This is a genomic window from Gordonia sp. GN26 (assembly GCF_054823965.1).
On record NZ_JSYC01000175.1, the window covers coordinates 1 to 14,057 of the forward strand.

Consider the following 14,057-nt stretch of genomic DNA (forward strand, 5'->3'; position numbering starts at 1 on the left):
TCCGCTCAGCGGGAGGTCGGGACCTCGAACCGGACGCGGGCTGTCAGTGTTCGATCATGCCCAGTTCGACCGTGCCCAGTTCGACCGCGCCCAGTTCGACCGTGCCCACAGTGTCCGATCCGATCGACACCGCCGCCCTGGTGTCGCGGTACCTCGCGACCATCTCGACCGGAACCGCAGCCGAGATCGCGGAGCTCTACGCACCCGACGCCCGGCTCGAGGATCCGGTCGGCTCCGAACCGCGTATCGGTCGTCCCGCGATCGAGGAGTTCTATCGCGGCCTGGACGGCACCGACAGCACCGCCGAGCTCCTCGTCGTGCGCGCGGTCGGCGGCCAGGCAGCCTTCCACTTCCGGGTGACCACACGTCTGCCGGGGCGCACCATCGTGGTGGAGCCGATCGACGTGATGACCTTCGACGACTCCGGGCTCATCACCTCGATGCGCGCGTTCTGGACACCGGCCGACATGACCGTGCAGGTCAGCGCCTCGACCTGACTGTTTCCGGTGAATGAGGCGACTGACCCTGGCGGCACGTTTCTGTAACGTGTTCTAATTCAGGTAGAACACGTTACAGCTGCGCGCACGAAGGGGACCCCATGGCCGGCTCGTCCGATCCACAACAGACCAGCACCGAACCCGAGACCTACGACGTCATCGTCGTCGGCGCGGGTGGTGCCGGCCTGGCCGCCGCGATCACCGCGGCCCGCAAGGGCCTCAAGACCGTGCTGATCGAGAAGTCGCCCTACTGGGGCGGTTCGACCTCCCGGTCCGGCGGCGGCGTCTGGATCCCCAACAACTCGGTTCTCAAGCGCGACGGCGTCAGCGATTCGCCGGAGAAGGCCCGTGAGTACGTGCACGCGATCATCGGCGAGCATGCACCGGCCGACCGGATCGACGCCTACATCGATCGCGGACCCGAGGCCCTCGACTTCCTGCTCGAACATGCACCGCTCGACCTCGAGTGGGTGAAGAACTACTCGGATTACTACCCCGAGGCACCGGGCGGGCGTCTCGGCGGCCGGTCGATCGAACCTCGGCCGTTCGATGCGCGCCGCCTCGGCGACGACCTCGAGACACTGCACCCGCAGTACACCAAGGCCCCGCTGAACATGGTCGTGCTGCAGTCCGACTACCGGTGGCTCAACACCGGCCTCCGCCACTGGCGCGGTCCGCTGCGCATGGCGAAGGTCGGCAGCCGCTTCTTCTGGGCCCGCAGCCGCGGCAAGAAGCTGATCGCCATGGGTGCGGCACTGGCCGCCGAGCTCCTCATCGGCGTACGCGAGGCCGGGGTCCCGCTCCGCCTCAACACCGGCCTCGTCGACCTCGTCACCGCCGACGACCGGGTCGTCGGCGTGATCGCGGAATCGGAGGGCAAGCAGTTCGAGATCCGCGCGCGTCAGGGCGTGATCCTCGCCTGCGGCGGCTTCGAGCACAACGAGGAGATGCGCAAGAAGTACCAGCGCGAGCCCATCGGCTCCGACTGGACCACCGGCGCACCGAGCAACACCGGCGACGGCATCAACGCCGGACTCAAAATCGGCGCCGCGGTCTCCCTCATGGACGACGCCTGGTGGGGTCCGACGATCCCGCTGCCGCGTGGACCCTGGTTCGCGCTGTCGGAGCGGTCGGTCCCCGGCACCTTCATCGTGAACATGCGCGGCAAGCGCTACATGAACGAGTCGCTGCCGTATGTCGAAGCGGTGCACCAGATGTACGGCGGAGAGTTCGGCCACGGCGAGGGCCCGGGCGAGAACGTGCCGTCGTGGCTGATCTTCGACCAGCGATGCCGCAACCGCTACCTCTTCGCCGGAATCACTGCACGCCAGCCGCTTCCGAAGAAGTGGTACGAGTCGGGCGTCGTCGTGAAGGCGGACAGCATCTCCGCGCTCGCCGAGAAGATCGGTGTCCCCGCCGAGTCGCTCGTCGAGACCACCGAACGCTTCAACGGCTTCGCCCGCACCGGCGTCGACGAGGACTTCGGCCGTGGCGCAAGCGGTTACGACCACTACTACGGCGACATCACCAACAAGCCCAATCCGAGCCTGGGCGCGGTCAGCAAGGGCCCGTTCTACGCGGTCAAGATGGTTCCCGGTGACCTCGGCACCAAGGGCGGCATCAACGCCGACGCCGCGGGTCGCGCACTCCGTGCCGACGGATCGGTCATCGAGGGCCTGTACGCCGCGGGCAACACCAGCGCCCCGGTGATGGGTCACACCTACGCCGGTCCCGGCGCCACCATCGGCCCGGCGATCGTCTTCGGCTACCTCGCCGCCAGCGACATCGCCGCCAAGGCCTCGGCCACCACCCCGACGTCCCAGACAGGAGCCTGACCATGCCGATCGATCCCGCCGTCGCCGTCGGAGCGGAACTGCCCGAGGTCTCGTTCGAGTGGTCGGCATCGGATGTCGCGCTCTACCACCTCGCGGTGGGTGCCGCGGCAGACCCGATGAACACCGAGTCGCTGGCCTACGTTCATGATTCGGCGCCCAAGGTCCTGCCGACCTTCGCGACCGTCGCCGCCGGTTTCCACACCACCGAACCGCCGAAGGTGTCCTTTCCGGGCGTCGACATCGACCTCGCGAAGGTCGTCCACGGAAGTCAGAAGGTCACCGCGCACCGTCCGCTGCCGCCGAGCGGCAAGGCGACCACCCGCACCCGCATCGCCGAGGTCCAGGACAAGGGTTCGGCCGCCGTCATCATCCAGGAGTCGGTGACCACCGACGACGCCGGTCAGACGCTGTGGACCGCGCGGTCGTCGATCTTCGCCAAGGGCGAGGGCGGCTTCGGCGGTGAGCGCGGCACATCGGAGAAGGTCGAATACCCCGACCGCGAACCCGATCACAAGCTGCGCATCCCGACGCTTCCCAATCAGGCGCTTCTCTACCGACTGTGCGGCGACCGCAACCCGCTGCACTCCGATCCCGAGTTCGCCTCGCGCGCAGGCTTTCCGCGCCCGATCCTGCACGGTCTGTGCACCTACGGCACGGTCGCGCGCGCCATCACCGACGAACTGCTCGACGGAGACGTCGCCGCCGTCGCGGAGTTCTCGGCATCGTTCGCCGGCGTGGTCTTCCCCGGCGAGACCCTCGAGGTCGCGGTCTGGGACGACGGCGCCCGTTTCCTGGCCACCGCGAGTGTCATCGAACGGGAGGGCGCCAAGGCCCTCGCCAATGTGGTGTGCGCGCGTAACTGAGTCGCCGGCCCGTCAGCGGCGGCCAGTACGCTCTACACGCGGACCGGGAACGACCGGTCCGCGTGAACCACGTCGCATATTCACAAGGAGACCGCATGAGCGATTCGCTGACGCCCCTACTTGCCGACAACCGCAGCGCACTGGTGACCGACCTGGTCGGTGTCATCGATGCCGAGGTGGCCGACCAGTCGGGTCTGAGCGGCGCCGCTGTGAAGACCGCCTACTCGGCGGTCCAGAAGGTGAAGCCCGGCGTGGTGCGCAGTGCCACGGATCAGCTGGCCGAGGACTTCCTGACGGCTCTCGCACCGTTCTGGGATACGAAGCCTGCCGGTGTCGCCTTCGGCGATCATCTCTCGGCCAACGGCGATGCCGCGGCCGAGGCACTGCTGGCGGTTACCGACGCCCAGGCCGATTCGGCCAAGCCCGGATTGGCGAAGGCCTACAACTCGCTGCGCGGGAAGGCCAAGAACTATGTGGTCGCGGCACTGCCGCGACTCGGCGCTGCCATCGAGAAGCACGCCGGGTAGTCACCCGGTCACGCGTCGTCGGCGGTCACACCGCCGACGACGCGATGACCACCAGCGTCACGATGACGCCGATGAGCGCCGCCAGCATCGTCAGCACACGCCAGATGTGGAGGCGCGCAGGCGAAGCGTCGGTGGTGTTCGGAGAAGCGATCGGGGTCGCGCCGGTACTGGGTCCTGCAGCGGCGGACGCGACTGTGTTCGACGCAATGTGGGGTGAGGCCATGACCTTTCACCACTTTCGATTGTCCGGGGCCAACTTCGACCATGACGGCCTGCGGTTCACAGACCGGAGCACACTAGCCCGGTTCTGGTACTGCAGTGATAAATGTGTCATAAGTTACCCACGTTGCGGTGGTTCCCCTCACGCGTGTCGCGATAACGAAACCGCAACGCGGCGGACGGCAACCCTGAGATCCTACGAGTCACACATCGAAATCGGGGGCGGAAGATGAAATTGCCGAACGGATTCCGGATGGATGCGCGCTCCGCGTGGCTCGTCCTCGTCGCTTGCTTGTCCGTGAGCATGGTCGTCGCCGCGATGGCAGCACTCAACACGGCACTGCCCGACATCGCCGTCGACACCGGCGCCGACGCCGGCCAGATGACGTGGATCGTCGACGGTTACACCCTTGCGCTCGCCGCGTTGCTGTTGCCCGCCGGTGCGATCGGCGACCGCTTCGGGCGACGCGAGATCCTCATCATCGGTCTGATCCTCTTCGGTGTGGCGTCACTCGCCGCGATCTGGGTCAACGGCCCGGAACAACTGATCCTCACCCGCTGCCTGGCCGGCGCGGCCGCCGCGCTGATCATGCCGACGACGCTGTCGCTCATCACCTCCGGGATGCCCGACGGCCAGCGAGCCGTCGGCATCAGCATCTGGTCGGCGATCGCCGGTGGCGGTGCGATCGCCGGCTTCCTCGTCACCGGCCTGCTACTCGAATTCTTCTCCTGGCACTCGATCTTCATCACCTTCGCCGCGTCGTCGGGCGTCGCGGCGCTGCTGTGCTTCACGATCGGCACGTCGAAGGACACCGACCCCGGCCGCTTCGACATCCCGGGCACCCTGTGCTCGGTCCTGGCGATCGCCGGAGTGGTCTTCGGTCTCCTGGAGGCGCCCCACCGCGGGTGGGCCGATCCGCTGGTCCTCTCCTGCCTCGTCGGTGGCATCCTCCTCGCCGCACTGTTCGTGGTCGTCGAAGTGCGTTCGGCCTCTCCGCTCTTCGACGTCCGGCTGCTCCGCAACCGGGCCTTCGGTTCGGGGTCGCTGTCCGTGGCGGTGCAGTTCCTTGCCTCCTTCGGCATGTTCTATCTCGTCCTGCAGTTGCTGCAGCTGGTGTTCGGCTACTCGCCGCTACAGTCCGCCGTGGCGCTCATGCCGTTCGTCGCCGGCGTGGGGATCTTCTCGCTGCTGTCGAACTGGCTGGCGGTGCGGCTGGACTCGCTCAAGTTCGTGATCGCCGGTGGCGCCCTGCTGTCGGGAATCGGCCTGACCCTCATGGGCCTGATCCGGGTCGGCGACTACTGGACATTGGCGGCGATCCTGGCGGTCGTCGCCATCGGCATCGGCCTGGCCTCCGCCCCGGCGACCACCGCGATCATGTCCAACACCCCGCTCGACAACCAGGGTGTCGGTTCGGCGATCAACGACACCGCTCGCGAGATCGGTGCGGCCATCGGCATCGCGATCGCCGGTTCCATGGTCGCCGCCGGCTACAAGGCACGGATCGGGCCGACCGCGGACCTCGCCCGCGAGCAGCTCACCGCCGCCGGACAGCAGCAGATCGCCGCGGGTGACCCGACCGGCGGTCAGGCCACCATCGCCCAGGCCGAACAGGCGGGAACACTCATCGAGCGTTCCCTCGCCGAGGCGAGGGTCGTGGTCGATAACCTTTCCGCGCAGTCCGGCGAGCTCGCCGACAAGATCGCCGACGGCAGCCAGGCCGCCTTCGACGTGCCGTTCGAGCACGCCTCGCTGATCCTGGGCGGCATCATGCTCGCCAGCGCCGTCGTCCTGTTGTGGATCACTCCGCGTCGCGTCGTCGAGGGCCCGGTCATCACGAGCCGGACCGGTGACCTCGAACCCGATCCCGACCTCGACGACACCTACGCCCGCGACTGAGGCGTAGCCGGTCTGGGCGTACCCTTTCTGCGGTGCTCACCGTGGACAGTGCCGCCGGCTGCATCGTCAGCATCGCCGGCCTCGTCGTGGTGATCGTCGCAACCCTTGCCGCGCAGCGTGTCCCGGTGGTCCTGGTGGCGGCCCCGGTGGCCGGGTTGCTCATCCTGCTCGGTCTGACCGACCTCGACGCCGCGGCCGACGAGGTCATGACCATGGCGCCGACCATCGGCTTCCTCGCCGCGATGCTGGTGGTCGCCGACGTGTGCGCCCGCGAAGGCGTCTTCATTTGGGTCGGGACGGTTCTCGCCGGCTGGAGCCGAGCCTCGCCGTATCGCTTGCTGCGCATAGTCTTCGTGGCCGCGGCGGTGACCACCGCCATCCTCAGCCTCGACACCACGATCGTGCTGCTGACGCCGGTCGCCGTCGCCACCGCACGGCACATCGGCGCACGGGTGACCCCGATCGCCTTCTCCAGCGCCCATCTGGCGAACACCGCGTCGACGCTGCTGCCGGTCTCCAACCTGACCAACCTGCTGGCGTTCTCCGCCACCGGCTTCGGCTTCCTCGGCTTCACCGGGGTGATGCTGGCGCCGTGGATCGCGGCGATCCTCGTCGAGTACCTGATCTTCCGGTGGTACTTCTCCGGCGCACTCGGCAGTCCCACGCCCGGCGATCCCGCGCCCCGACCCCCAGACGCACAGCCCCGGCCGGCCGCGCCTCGTCCGACCCTTCTCCTCGTCGGCCTGGCCCTGTTGCTCGTCGCGTTCGTGGTCGCCGAACCGTTCGGTGTACCGCTCGCCGCAGTCGCCGGGGTGGGCGCGGTGCTCTTCACGCTGCCCGAGCTGCTCCGTTCCCCGGTGGCCACGCTGCGCAGCACGGTCACGGCGGTCAACATCCCGTTCCTGGGGTTCGTCGCCACGCTCGGCGTCGTCATCCTGCCGGTCCGCGACGGCCCGCTCGGCGACTGGATCGGCGGGATCGTCCCCTCGTCGTCGACGCTGCTCGGCATCCTGACGGTCGCCGTTCTCGCCGCCATCCTGGCGAACCTCGTCAACAACCTCCCGGCGACCCTCCTGCTGATCCCGCTGGTGGCCCACGACCCGGGCCTGGTCATGGCGATGCTGCTCGGCGTCAACATCGGCCCCAATCTGGCCTACTTCGGGTCGCTGGCCAACCTGCTCTGGCGGGAGATCATGCACCGCGACGTCGCCGCCCCGACCTCACGGGAGTACCTGAGGCTCGGCGCACTCACCGTCCCCGCGACGCTGGGTGTCGCCGTGCTCGCGCTGTGGGGGTCCCTCCAGCTCACCTGAGCGCCGCCTCGGCTCCCTGAGGTGCGAGCGAAGCGAGCCACGAAGGGCTGGGCGAGACAATGTCACCAGGCCCTTCGTGGCTCGTCGCTATCGCTCCTCGCACCTCAGGGAGCGAGAAGGTCCGCTCGACTAGACGGGAGTGCTCTCCTTCGCCGCCTCCGCCTTGGCCCAGCGGTAGTCGGCCTTGCCGGCCGGCGTGCGCTTGACCTCGTCGACGAACACGACGGTGCGCGGGACCTTGTAGCGGGCGAGGGTCTCGCGGCAGTGGTCCTGGATCTCCTCGAGCGTCGGCTCCTCGGCACCCTCGGCGAGAGAGATCACCGCGGCGACCCGCTGGCCGTACTTCTCGTCGGGGACCGGGACCACCAGCGCGTCCGCGACGGCCGGGTGCCCGTGCAGGGTGGCCTCGACCTCTTCGGCGTAGACCTTCTCGCCACCGGTGTTGATGCACTGCGAGCCGCGGCCGAGGAACACGATCGAACCGTCTGCCTCGACCGTGCCCATGTCACCCAGGATCGAGATGCGGGTGCCGTCCGGCAGCGTCGGGAAGGTCTTGGCGGTCTTCTCCTCATCCTTGTAGTAGCCGAGGGGAACGTTGCCGATGCGCGCGATGTAGCCGACGTTGCCCGAGCCCGGTTCGATCTTGTTGAGGCTCTCGTCGACGACCATCATCTTGTCGGTCGGCGGCACCTTCAGGTTGCCGTTGTCGTCCATCATGATCTCGCCGTCGTTGCCCGACTCCGACGCGCCGAAGTTGTCGCGCAGCACCAGATCCGGCTTCACCGCGAGCATGCGGTCACGCACGTGCTGCGACCAGATGGCGCCACCGGAGGTGATGGAGAACATCGACGACAGGTCGACCTCATCCTTCCGCTTCTCCAGTTCCTCCACGAGCGGCATACCCATGGCGTCGCCGACGATGAGGACGATGTTGACCTTCTCCTTCTCGACCTCGGTGACGATGGCCTCCGGGTCGAAGTCGCGCTGGATCACGAGGCGACCGCCGAGGGTGAAGAACGTGAACAGCGAGTACGACGCCGCACCGTGCATGAGCGGGGCCGCGAGCAGGAAGGCGATGGACGGGAAATCCTTGACCGCCGTGCCGATCTCCTCGAGATCCTTGCGGGCCTCGCCGTAGGGGTTGCCACCCGAGAGCGGCTTACGGAAGAAGTCGTCGTGCTGCCACATGACGCCCTTGGGGTACCCCGTGGTGCCACCGGTGTAGAGCAGGTAGAGCTCTTCGCCGTTGCGCGGCTCGAAGTCGCGGTTGTCCGGCTTGGAGTAGGCATCGGCGAAGGAGACGATCTCGACCGTGCGCCCGTCGGGCAGGTCGGCGACCGCCTGGGTGAGCTCCTCGACGATATCACCGATGACGAACACTGTTCGGACGGTGGGCGTCTCGGCGAGCAGCGCGGCGACGCTGCGCTGATGCTCGGGGAGTTCGACGATGATCGCGCGCGAGTCGGAGTTGTCGAAGATGTACTGCAGTTCGGCGTTGGTGTACCGGTAGTTGATGTTGACCGGCACCGCGCGGACCTTCAGCAGGCCGAGAAGGCTGGTCACGTGTTCGACGCTGTTCTTGAGGAACAGTGCGACGTTGTCGAAGGCGCCGACCCCCGCGCCCGCGAGCAGGTGTGCCACCTGGTTGGACAGCTTGTCGAGTTCGGCGTAGCTGATCTGGCGGCCCTGGTAGCTGAGCGCGATCCGCTCGGGCACCGAATCGGCGACCGTCTCGAAGACATCGGCGAGGTTGAACTTCATTCTGCGCGCTCCTCGTTCTCAAGAGTGTTGTTGCACTGGACTGGCTGGTCGGGACTGATGTGGTCGGTGCATACGGTTCCGGTCATGCGGTGAGCACCAACCCGCTTGTGGGAACACCGGTTCCGGCGGTGACGACGACCTTCTCGGCGTCGTCGACCTGGTTGACGGAGGTTCCCCGGATCTGACGGACGGCCTCGGCGATGCCGTTCATGCCGTGGATGTAGGCCTCGCCGAGCTGGCCGCCGTGGGTGTTGAGCGGCAGGCGGCCACCCACCTCCAGGGCACCGGGCTCACGGACGAAGTCCTTGGCCTCGCCTCGTCCGCAGAAGCCCAGCTCCTCGAGCTGGAGCAGCGTGTACGGGGTGAAGTGGTCGTAGAGGACGGCCATGTCCATGTCCTCGGGACCGAGGCCGGACTGCGACCACAGTTGCCGTCCGACGAGCCCCATCTCGGGCAGCGATGCCAGTTCGTCGCGGTAGTAGCTGGTCATGATGAACTGGTCGGCCGCGGAACCTGCTGCGGCCGCGGCGATCACGGCCGGCGTGTGCGGCAGGTCCTTGGCCCGCTCGGCCGACACGATCACCAGGGCGACACCGCCGTCGGACTCCTGGCAGCAGTCGAGCAGATGCAGCGGCTCGGCGATGTACCGGGAGTTCTGGTGGTCTTCCAGGGTGATCGGCTTCTCGAAGAAGAAGGCGTCGGGATTGACCGCGGCATGCTTGCGGTCGACGACCGCGATCCGGCCGAAGTCCTCACTGGTGGCGCCGTAGTCGTGCATGTACCGCTGGGCGATCATCGCGACGAACGCCGCCGGCGTCGACAACCCGTGCGGGTAGCTGAAGGCGTTCTCCGTACCCGAGGAGTTCTCCTGGTTGGCGACCGCCGAATTCACCTGTCCGAACCGCAGTCCCGACCGTTCGTTGAACGCACGGTAGGCGACGACGACGTCGGCGACCCCCGTCGCCACCGCCATCGCGGCCTGCTGCACGGTCGCGCACGCGGCGCCGCCGCCGTAGTGGATCCGCGAGAAGTAGGTGAGCTCGGGGATTCCGACGGCCCGGGCGACCGAGATCTCGCTGTTGGTGTCCATGGTGAACGTGACGAGACCGTCGACGTCGGCCGGCGTGAGACCCGCGTCGGCGATGGCCGCCGACACCGCCTCCGCCGCGAGCCGCAGCTCGCTGCGCCCGGAGTCCTTGGAGAACTCGGTGGCCCCGATGCCGGCGATCGCCGCATGTCCGGACAGCCCGCCCATCAGCACCCCTCCCCTTGTGTCGTATCCGAGGCGCCCTCGCCGATGGTGAGGGTCACGGTGGAGATGACGTGCTTGCCCAGCGAATTGGTTCCGGTGACGGCGACCGTCAGCAGGCCGTCGTCGGCGACCTCGGTGACCTCACCGGTGAATGTGACCGAGTCGTAGGCGTACCACGGCACACCCAGTTTCAGTGCAATCGAACGGATTCGGGCGGTGGGCCCGGCCCAGTCGGTGACGAATCGTTCGACCAGACCGGTGTCGGTCAGGATGTTGACGAAGATGTCCTTGGACCCCTTGGCCTGCGCGAGGTCGCGGTCGTGGTGCACGTCCTGGAAGTCGCGGGTGGCGAGTGCCGTCGCGACGACGAAGGTCGGAGTCGCGTCGATGACCAAGGGCGGCAGGGTGGTTCCGACGCTCACCGCCGGAGTGGCGACACTGGTCATGCTTCTCCCCCTTCACTCGCCGGTTCCCAGGCGTACAGCGTCCACGCCGGCGTTCCGGCCTCATCGCGGGCCGGGAAGTCCAGGAAGGTCGCCCGGACCGGCATCCCGATCTCGACGTCCTCCGGTTCGATGCCGCGCAATTCCCCCAGCATCCGCACACCTTCGTCGAGCTCGACGAGGGCGACGACGAACGGCAGCTGCCGACCGGGGACCTTGGGCGCACGGTGGACCACGTAGCTGTAGACCGTTCCGGTTCCGGACGCGACGACGTAGTCGGTCTCCGGCACCGATCCGTCGGCCTCGCGGGGCTTCCAGGTCGCCGGGACCGGCGGATGACGCAGGGCGCCCTCGCCGTCGCGCTGGATGCGCAGTTCGTGGGCGGCGACACCCTCCCAGAAGAAGGCGGTGTCCCGCGAGACGCTCGGCTTCAGCAGCCGCGCCGGGTCGAGATCGTCGGGTACTGACGAAACAGGCTCGGGTGCAGCGTCCTTCGCAGCCGGGCGGAACTTCAGGATGCGGAACCGCATCTCCGCGACGACCTCGTCAGCACCGTTCGCATCGGGCACCGACCACACGTTGCGGGTCGTGAAGAACCAGCCCTCGCCGAGCGCGGTGTTCTTGGGGCCGACGATCTCGACGAGTTCCGCCGACAGCGACACCCGCTCACCCGGCCGGGTGTAGCGGTGGTAGACGGTGTCGCAGTTGGTCGCGACCACCGAGGTGAAGCCCGCGTCGTCGAACAGCTGTGTCGCGCGTCCGAGCGGATCGTCGGCCGTGCGAACGCCGTTGAGGCCGCGCATGGTCCACACCTGGGCCATCGCCGGCGGTGCCACCACACCCGGATGCCCGGCAGCACGCGCGGCGGCCTCGTCGACGTAGATGGGGTTCTCGTCGCCCATCGCCTCGACCCAGTTGTTGATCATCGGCTGGTTGATCGGATCGCGCCCACGCACCGGTGCGCTCGCACCGTCGTCCATGATCGCCTGCGCCGCAGCGCGGATCGCCTCGTCTCCGGTCACCTCGGTACCGGTCAGCTCTGGGGCGCTCACCGCTTGGCCCTCGGGAGGCCGAGTCCGGCGGTGGCGATCATGTCGCGCATGACCTCGTTGACCCCGCCGCCGAAGGTGATGACGACATGGCGCTTCTGTTGGACGTCGAGCCAGTCCACCAGGGCGGCGGTCTCGGGGTCGGTGAAATCGCCGTAGCGGCCGATGATCTCGTTGGCCATCCGGCACACCGACTGGATGCGTTCGGTGGAGAACACCTTGGTCGCGGCGGCGTCGGCCATGGAGATCGCCTCACCGGTGGAGGCGACCTGCCAGTTGAGCAGTTCGTTGATCCGGCCGTAGGCGTCGATGGTGGCCAGCGCCCGGCGTACGTCGGGATGCTTCGCGATCACGGTGCCGTCGGGGCCCGGACGCTGTGCCCAGGCGCGCAGCCGCGCCGCCAGGCCGTCGATGCGTCCGGCCGGTCCGAGCATGACGCGCTCGTGGTTGAGCTGGGTGGTGATCAGCTTCCAGCCGTCGCCCTCCTCGCCGACCCGCATCGACACCGGGACCTTCACATCCTGGTAGTAGGTGGCGTTCACGTGGTGGGCGCCGTCTGCGGTGATGATCGGCGTCCAGCTGAACCCGGGATCCTTGGTGTCGACGATGAGGATCGAGATGCCCTTGTGCTTGGGCGCGTCCTTGTCGGTCCGCACGGCCAGCCAGATGTAGTCGGCATCGTGGCCACCGGTGGTGAAGATCTTCTGGCCGTTGACCACATAGTGGTCGCCGTCGAGCACGGCGGTGGTGCTCAGCGACGCCAGGTCGGTACCGGCCTCGGGTTCGGTGTAACCGATGGCGAAATGCACATCGCCGGCGAGGATCGCGGGCAGGAACTTGCGCTTCTGCTCCTCGGTCCCGTGGACCTGGAGGGTCGGACCGACGGTCTGCAGGGTGACCGACGGCAGCGGGACGTCGGCGCGGACGGCCTCGTTGGTGAAGATCTGCTGTTCGATCTCCCCGAATCCCTTGCCGCCGAACTCCTTCGGCCAGCCCACACCCAGCCAGCCGTCGTCACCCATGCGCTTGATGACCTTGCGGTACGTGGGTCCGTGCCGCTCGGTCAGCATGACTTTCGCTTCTTCCGGGGTCACCAGGTCGGCGAAGTACTCCCGGAGTTCCTCCCGCAGCGCGCGCTGCTCGGGCGTCAGATCGATGAACATGCTCACCCCTGTGCTCGGTCGGCCGGGGCAGCGCCCTCGGTGATGTCGGCGAGTTCGTCGAGCCGCACGGCGGCCCCACCCACCAGGCGGGCGAGATCCTTGGCGACGGAGAAGTACCGGTGCAGCGGATAGGTGATGTCCACGCCGATGCCGCCGTGCAGGTGGGTCATCGTCCGCAGGGTCGGCGGGATCTCCTCGGCGAGCCAGTAGGCGGCGACGCCGAGATCGGTTCCGGCATCGAGGCCTTCGGAGAGGCGCCACGCCGCCGCAGTGGTCGACAGATCCATCGACCGGCCGACGACGTAGATGTCGGCGAGCTGCTGGCCGACGGCCTGGAACAGCGCGATCGGCTTACCGAACTGTTCGCGCGTGGACACATGATCGGCGGTGAGCCGGGTGGCGCCGGCGACGAGACCGTCCGCGTAGGCGCACAGTGCCAACCGGTAGCGATCGCGCAGGACCGACAGCTCACGACTGATGACGTCGGCATCGTCGACGGCGACGTCGTCGAAGGTGACCGTGTACTCGCCCCAACCGCTCGACGACGGAGTACGCGTGAGCGTGACGCCATCGGCCGTCGGGGAGACGGCCACGACGCCGGCATCGGACGTGACGAGTAGGACCGAGGCCCCCTCGGCGTGCAGAACCCCGACCTTGGTGCCGTTGAGCTTGCCGCCCCGGACGCTTGTCTGCGGGGTCGGCGTCAGCGGGTCGCCGTGTTCGCCGATCGCGATGGCGGCCCAGCGACCACCGGTCAGGGACTCCGCCCAGCGCGACCACACGTCCGCAGCGTCGCCGGCGGCCTTGGCGAAGACGAGCGCGGCGGTCAGGGTTCCGAGCGCCGGGGTCACCGCCGCAGCGCGCCCCATCCGTCGGAACAGCGGCAACAGTCCCGCCTCGTCGACCTCGTCACCGTCGTGGTCGACCGGCAACGGCAACGCGAGCAACCCGGCGTCGACGAGCGCCTGCCAGGTCTCGGCGTCGAAGCCACCGACCTGATCACCTACTCCCGACCCGCCGGAATCCCGCCTGCCGAAGGTCGACTCCCAGTCGGGTTGTCGTCGTGCGAACACGTCCTCCGCGACGTCGCGAACCGCGATCGCCGTGCCGTCCAGGGCAAAGTCCACCCTGTGTCTCCTCACCATGCGCGAACTACAGAACTAGAACTTGTTCTAGTTGTATCAGAGTCCGCGCATCGGAGGGTAGAGATCGGGTTTATCTGCGGTTTCGCGCGG

General features: G+C 67.9%; 13 protein-coding genes. 6 read left to right on the plus strand and 7 right to left on the minus strand.

Annotated features, from left to right (window positions below; all coding sequences use genetic code 11):
* Positions 1-56 precede the first annotated feature (56 nt).
* From OK17_RS22175 to OK17_RS22190, 4 genes are all read left to right on the plus strand, one after another.
* Positions 57-497 (plus strand): nuclear transport factor 2 family protein, encoded by a 441-nt coding sequence (locus tag OK17_RS22175; RefSeq protein WP_232716482.1) that lies wholly within the window; start codon positions 57-59, stop codon positions 495-497.
* A gap of 101 nt (positions 498-598) precedes the next feature.
* Positions 599-2,332 (plus strand): 3-oxosteroid 1-dehydrogenase, encoded by a 1,734-nt coding sequence (gene kstD / locus OK17_RS22180; protein WP_232716480.1) that lies wholly within the window; start codon positions 599-601, stop codon positions 2,330-2,332.
* A 2-nt stretch (positions 2,333-2,334) separates the two neighbouring features.
* Positions 2,335-3,195, plus strand: coding sequence for a MaoC/PaaZ C-terminal domain-containing protein (locus OK17_RS22185; RefSeq protein WP_232716478.1), 861 nt, complete (start codon positions 2,335-2,337; stop codon positions 3,193-3,195).
* A 95-nt stretch (positions 3,196-3,290) separates the two neighbouring features.
* Positions 3,291-3,722, plus strand: a complete 432-nt coding sequence (locus OK17_RS22190; RefSeq protein WP_005194399.1) for a DUF6918 family protein — start codon at positions 3,291-3,293, stop codon at positions 3,720-3,722.
* A gap of 25 nt (positions 3,723-3,747) precedes the next feature.
* Here OK17_RS22190 and OK17_RS22195 read toward each other — a convergent pair whose 3' ends face one another.
* Complete coding sequence (locus OK17_RS22195; RefSeq protein WP_006865442.1) at positions 3,748-3,945, minus strand: hypothetical protein; 198 nt, start codon at positions 3,943-3,945, stop codon at positions 3,748-3,750.
* 225 nt (positions 3,946-4,170) lie between these two features.
* Between OK17_RS22195 and OK17_RS22200 the strand changes: the two genes are divergently transcribed.
* Positions 4,171-5,841 (plus strand): MFS transporter, encoded by a 1,671-nt coding sequence (locus tag OK17_RS22200; RefSeq protein ID WP_461418780.1) that lies wholly within the window; start codon positions 4,171-4,173, stop codon positions 5,839-5,841.
* 32 nt (positions 5,842-5,873) lie between these two features.
* Positions 5,874-7,154, plus strand: coding sequence for an SLC13 family permease (locus tag OK17_RS22205; protein ID WP_232715925.1), 1,281 nt, complete (start codon positions 5,874-5,876; stop codon positions 7,152-7,154).
* Positions 7,155-7,283: 129 nt separating this feature from the next.
* Here OK17_RS22205 and OK17_RS22210 read toward each other — a convergent pair whose 3' ends face one another.
* From OK17_RS22210 to OK17_RS22235, 6 genes are all read right to left on the minus strand, one after another.
* Positions 7,284-8,915: an acyl-CoA synthetase gene (locus OK17_RS22210; RefSeq protein ID WP_461418781.1), complete on the minus strand. Its 1,632-nt coding sequence runs from the start codon at positions 8,913-8,915 to the stop codon at positions 7,284-7,286.
* A gap of 82 nt (positions 8,916-8,997) precedes the next feature.
* On the minus strand, positions 8,998-10,170 hold the full coding sequence (locus tag OK17_RS22215; RefSeq protein ID WP_461418782.1) for a lipid-transfer protein: 1,173 nt from the start codon (positions 10,168-10,170) through the stop codon (positions 8,998-9,000).
* Positions 10,170-10,613 carry a MaoC family dehydratase gene (locus OK17_RS22220; protein WP_461418783.1) on the minus strand — a complete coding sequence of 148 codons (444 nt, stop codon included), beginning with the start codon at positions 10,611-10,613 and terminating at the stop codon, positions 10,170-10,172. The genes OK17_RS22215 and OK17_RS22220 overlap by 1 nt, the downstream gene beginning before the upstream one ends.
* Positions 10,610-11,662 (minus strand): bifunctional MaoC family dehydratase N-terminal/OB-fold nucleic acid binding domain-containing protein, encoded by a 1,053-nt coding sequence (locus tag OK17_RS22225; protein WP_461418784.1) that lies wholly within the window; start codon positions 11,660-11,662, stop codon positions 10,610-10,612. Before OK17_RS22225 ends, OK17_RS22220 begins: the two co-directional genes overlap by 4 nt.
* Positions 11,659-12,822, minus strand: coding sequence for an acyl-CoA dehydrogenase family protein (locus OK17_RS22230; RefSeq protein ID WP_232715929.1), 1,164 nt, complete (start codon positions 12,820-12,822; stop codon positions 11,659-11,661). Before OK17_RS22230 ends, OK17_RS22225 begins: the two co-directional genes overlap by 4 nt.
* Before the next feature lie 2 nt (positions 12,823-12,824).
* On the minus strand, positions 12,825-13,949 hold the full coding sequence (locus OK17_RS22235) for an acyl-CoA dehydrogenase family protein (RefSeq protein ID WP_461418785.1): 1,125 nt from the start codon (positions 13,947-13,949) through the stop codon (positions 12,825-12,827).
* Positions 13,950-14,057: the final 108 nt, after the last annotated feature.

Coding starts and splice junctions, on each gene's coding strand:
- OK17_RS22175 (WP_232716482.1), top strand. CDS start 57: ATGCCCAGTTCGACCGTGCCCAGTTCGACCGCGCCCAGTTCGACCGTG.
- kstD (WP_232716480.1), top strand. CDS start 599: ATGGCCGGCTCGTCCGATCCACAACAGACCAGCACCGAACCCGAGACC.
- OK17_RS22185 (WP_232716478.1), top strand. CDS start 2,335: ATGCCGATCGATCCCGCCGTCGCCGTCGGAGCGGAACTGCCCGAGGTC.
- OK17_RS22190 (WP_005194399.1), top strand. CDS start 3,291: ATGAGCGATTCGCTGACGCCCCTACTTGCCGACAACCGCAGCGCACTG.
- OK17_RS22195 (WP_006865442.1), bottom strand. CDS start 3,945: ATGGCCTCACCCCACATTGCGTCGAACACAGTCGCGTCCGCCGCTGCA.
- OK17_RS22200 (WP_461418780.1), top strand. CDS start 4,171: ATGAAATTGCCGAACGGATTCCGGATGGATGCGCGCTCCGCGTGGCTC.
- OK17_RS22210 (WP_461418781.1), bottom strand. CDS start 8,915: ATGAAGTTCAACCTCGCCGATGTCTTCGAGACGGTCGCCGATTCGGTG.
- OK17_RS22215 (WP_461418782.1), bottom strand. CDS start 10,170: ATGGGCGGGCTGTCCGGACATGCGGCGATCGCCGGCATCGGGGCCACC.
- OK17_RS22220 (WP_461418783.1), bottom strand. CDS start 10,613: ATGACCAGTGTCGCCACTCCGGCGGTGAGCGTCGGAACCACCCTGCCG.
- OK17_RS22230 (WP_232715929.1), bottom strand. CDS start 12,822: ATGTTCATCGATCTGACGCCCGAGCAGCGCGCGCTGCGGGAGGAACTC.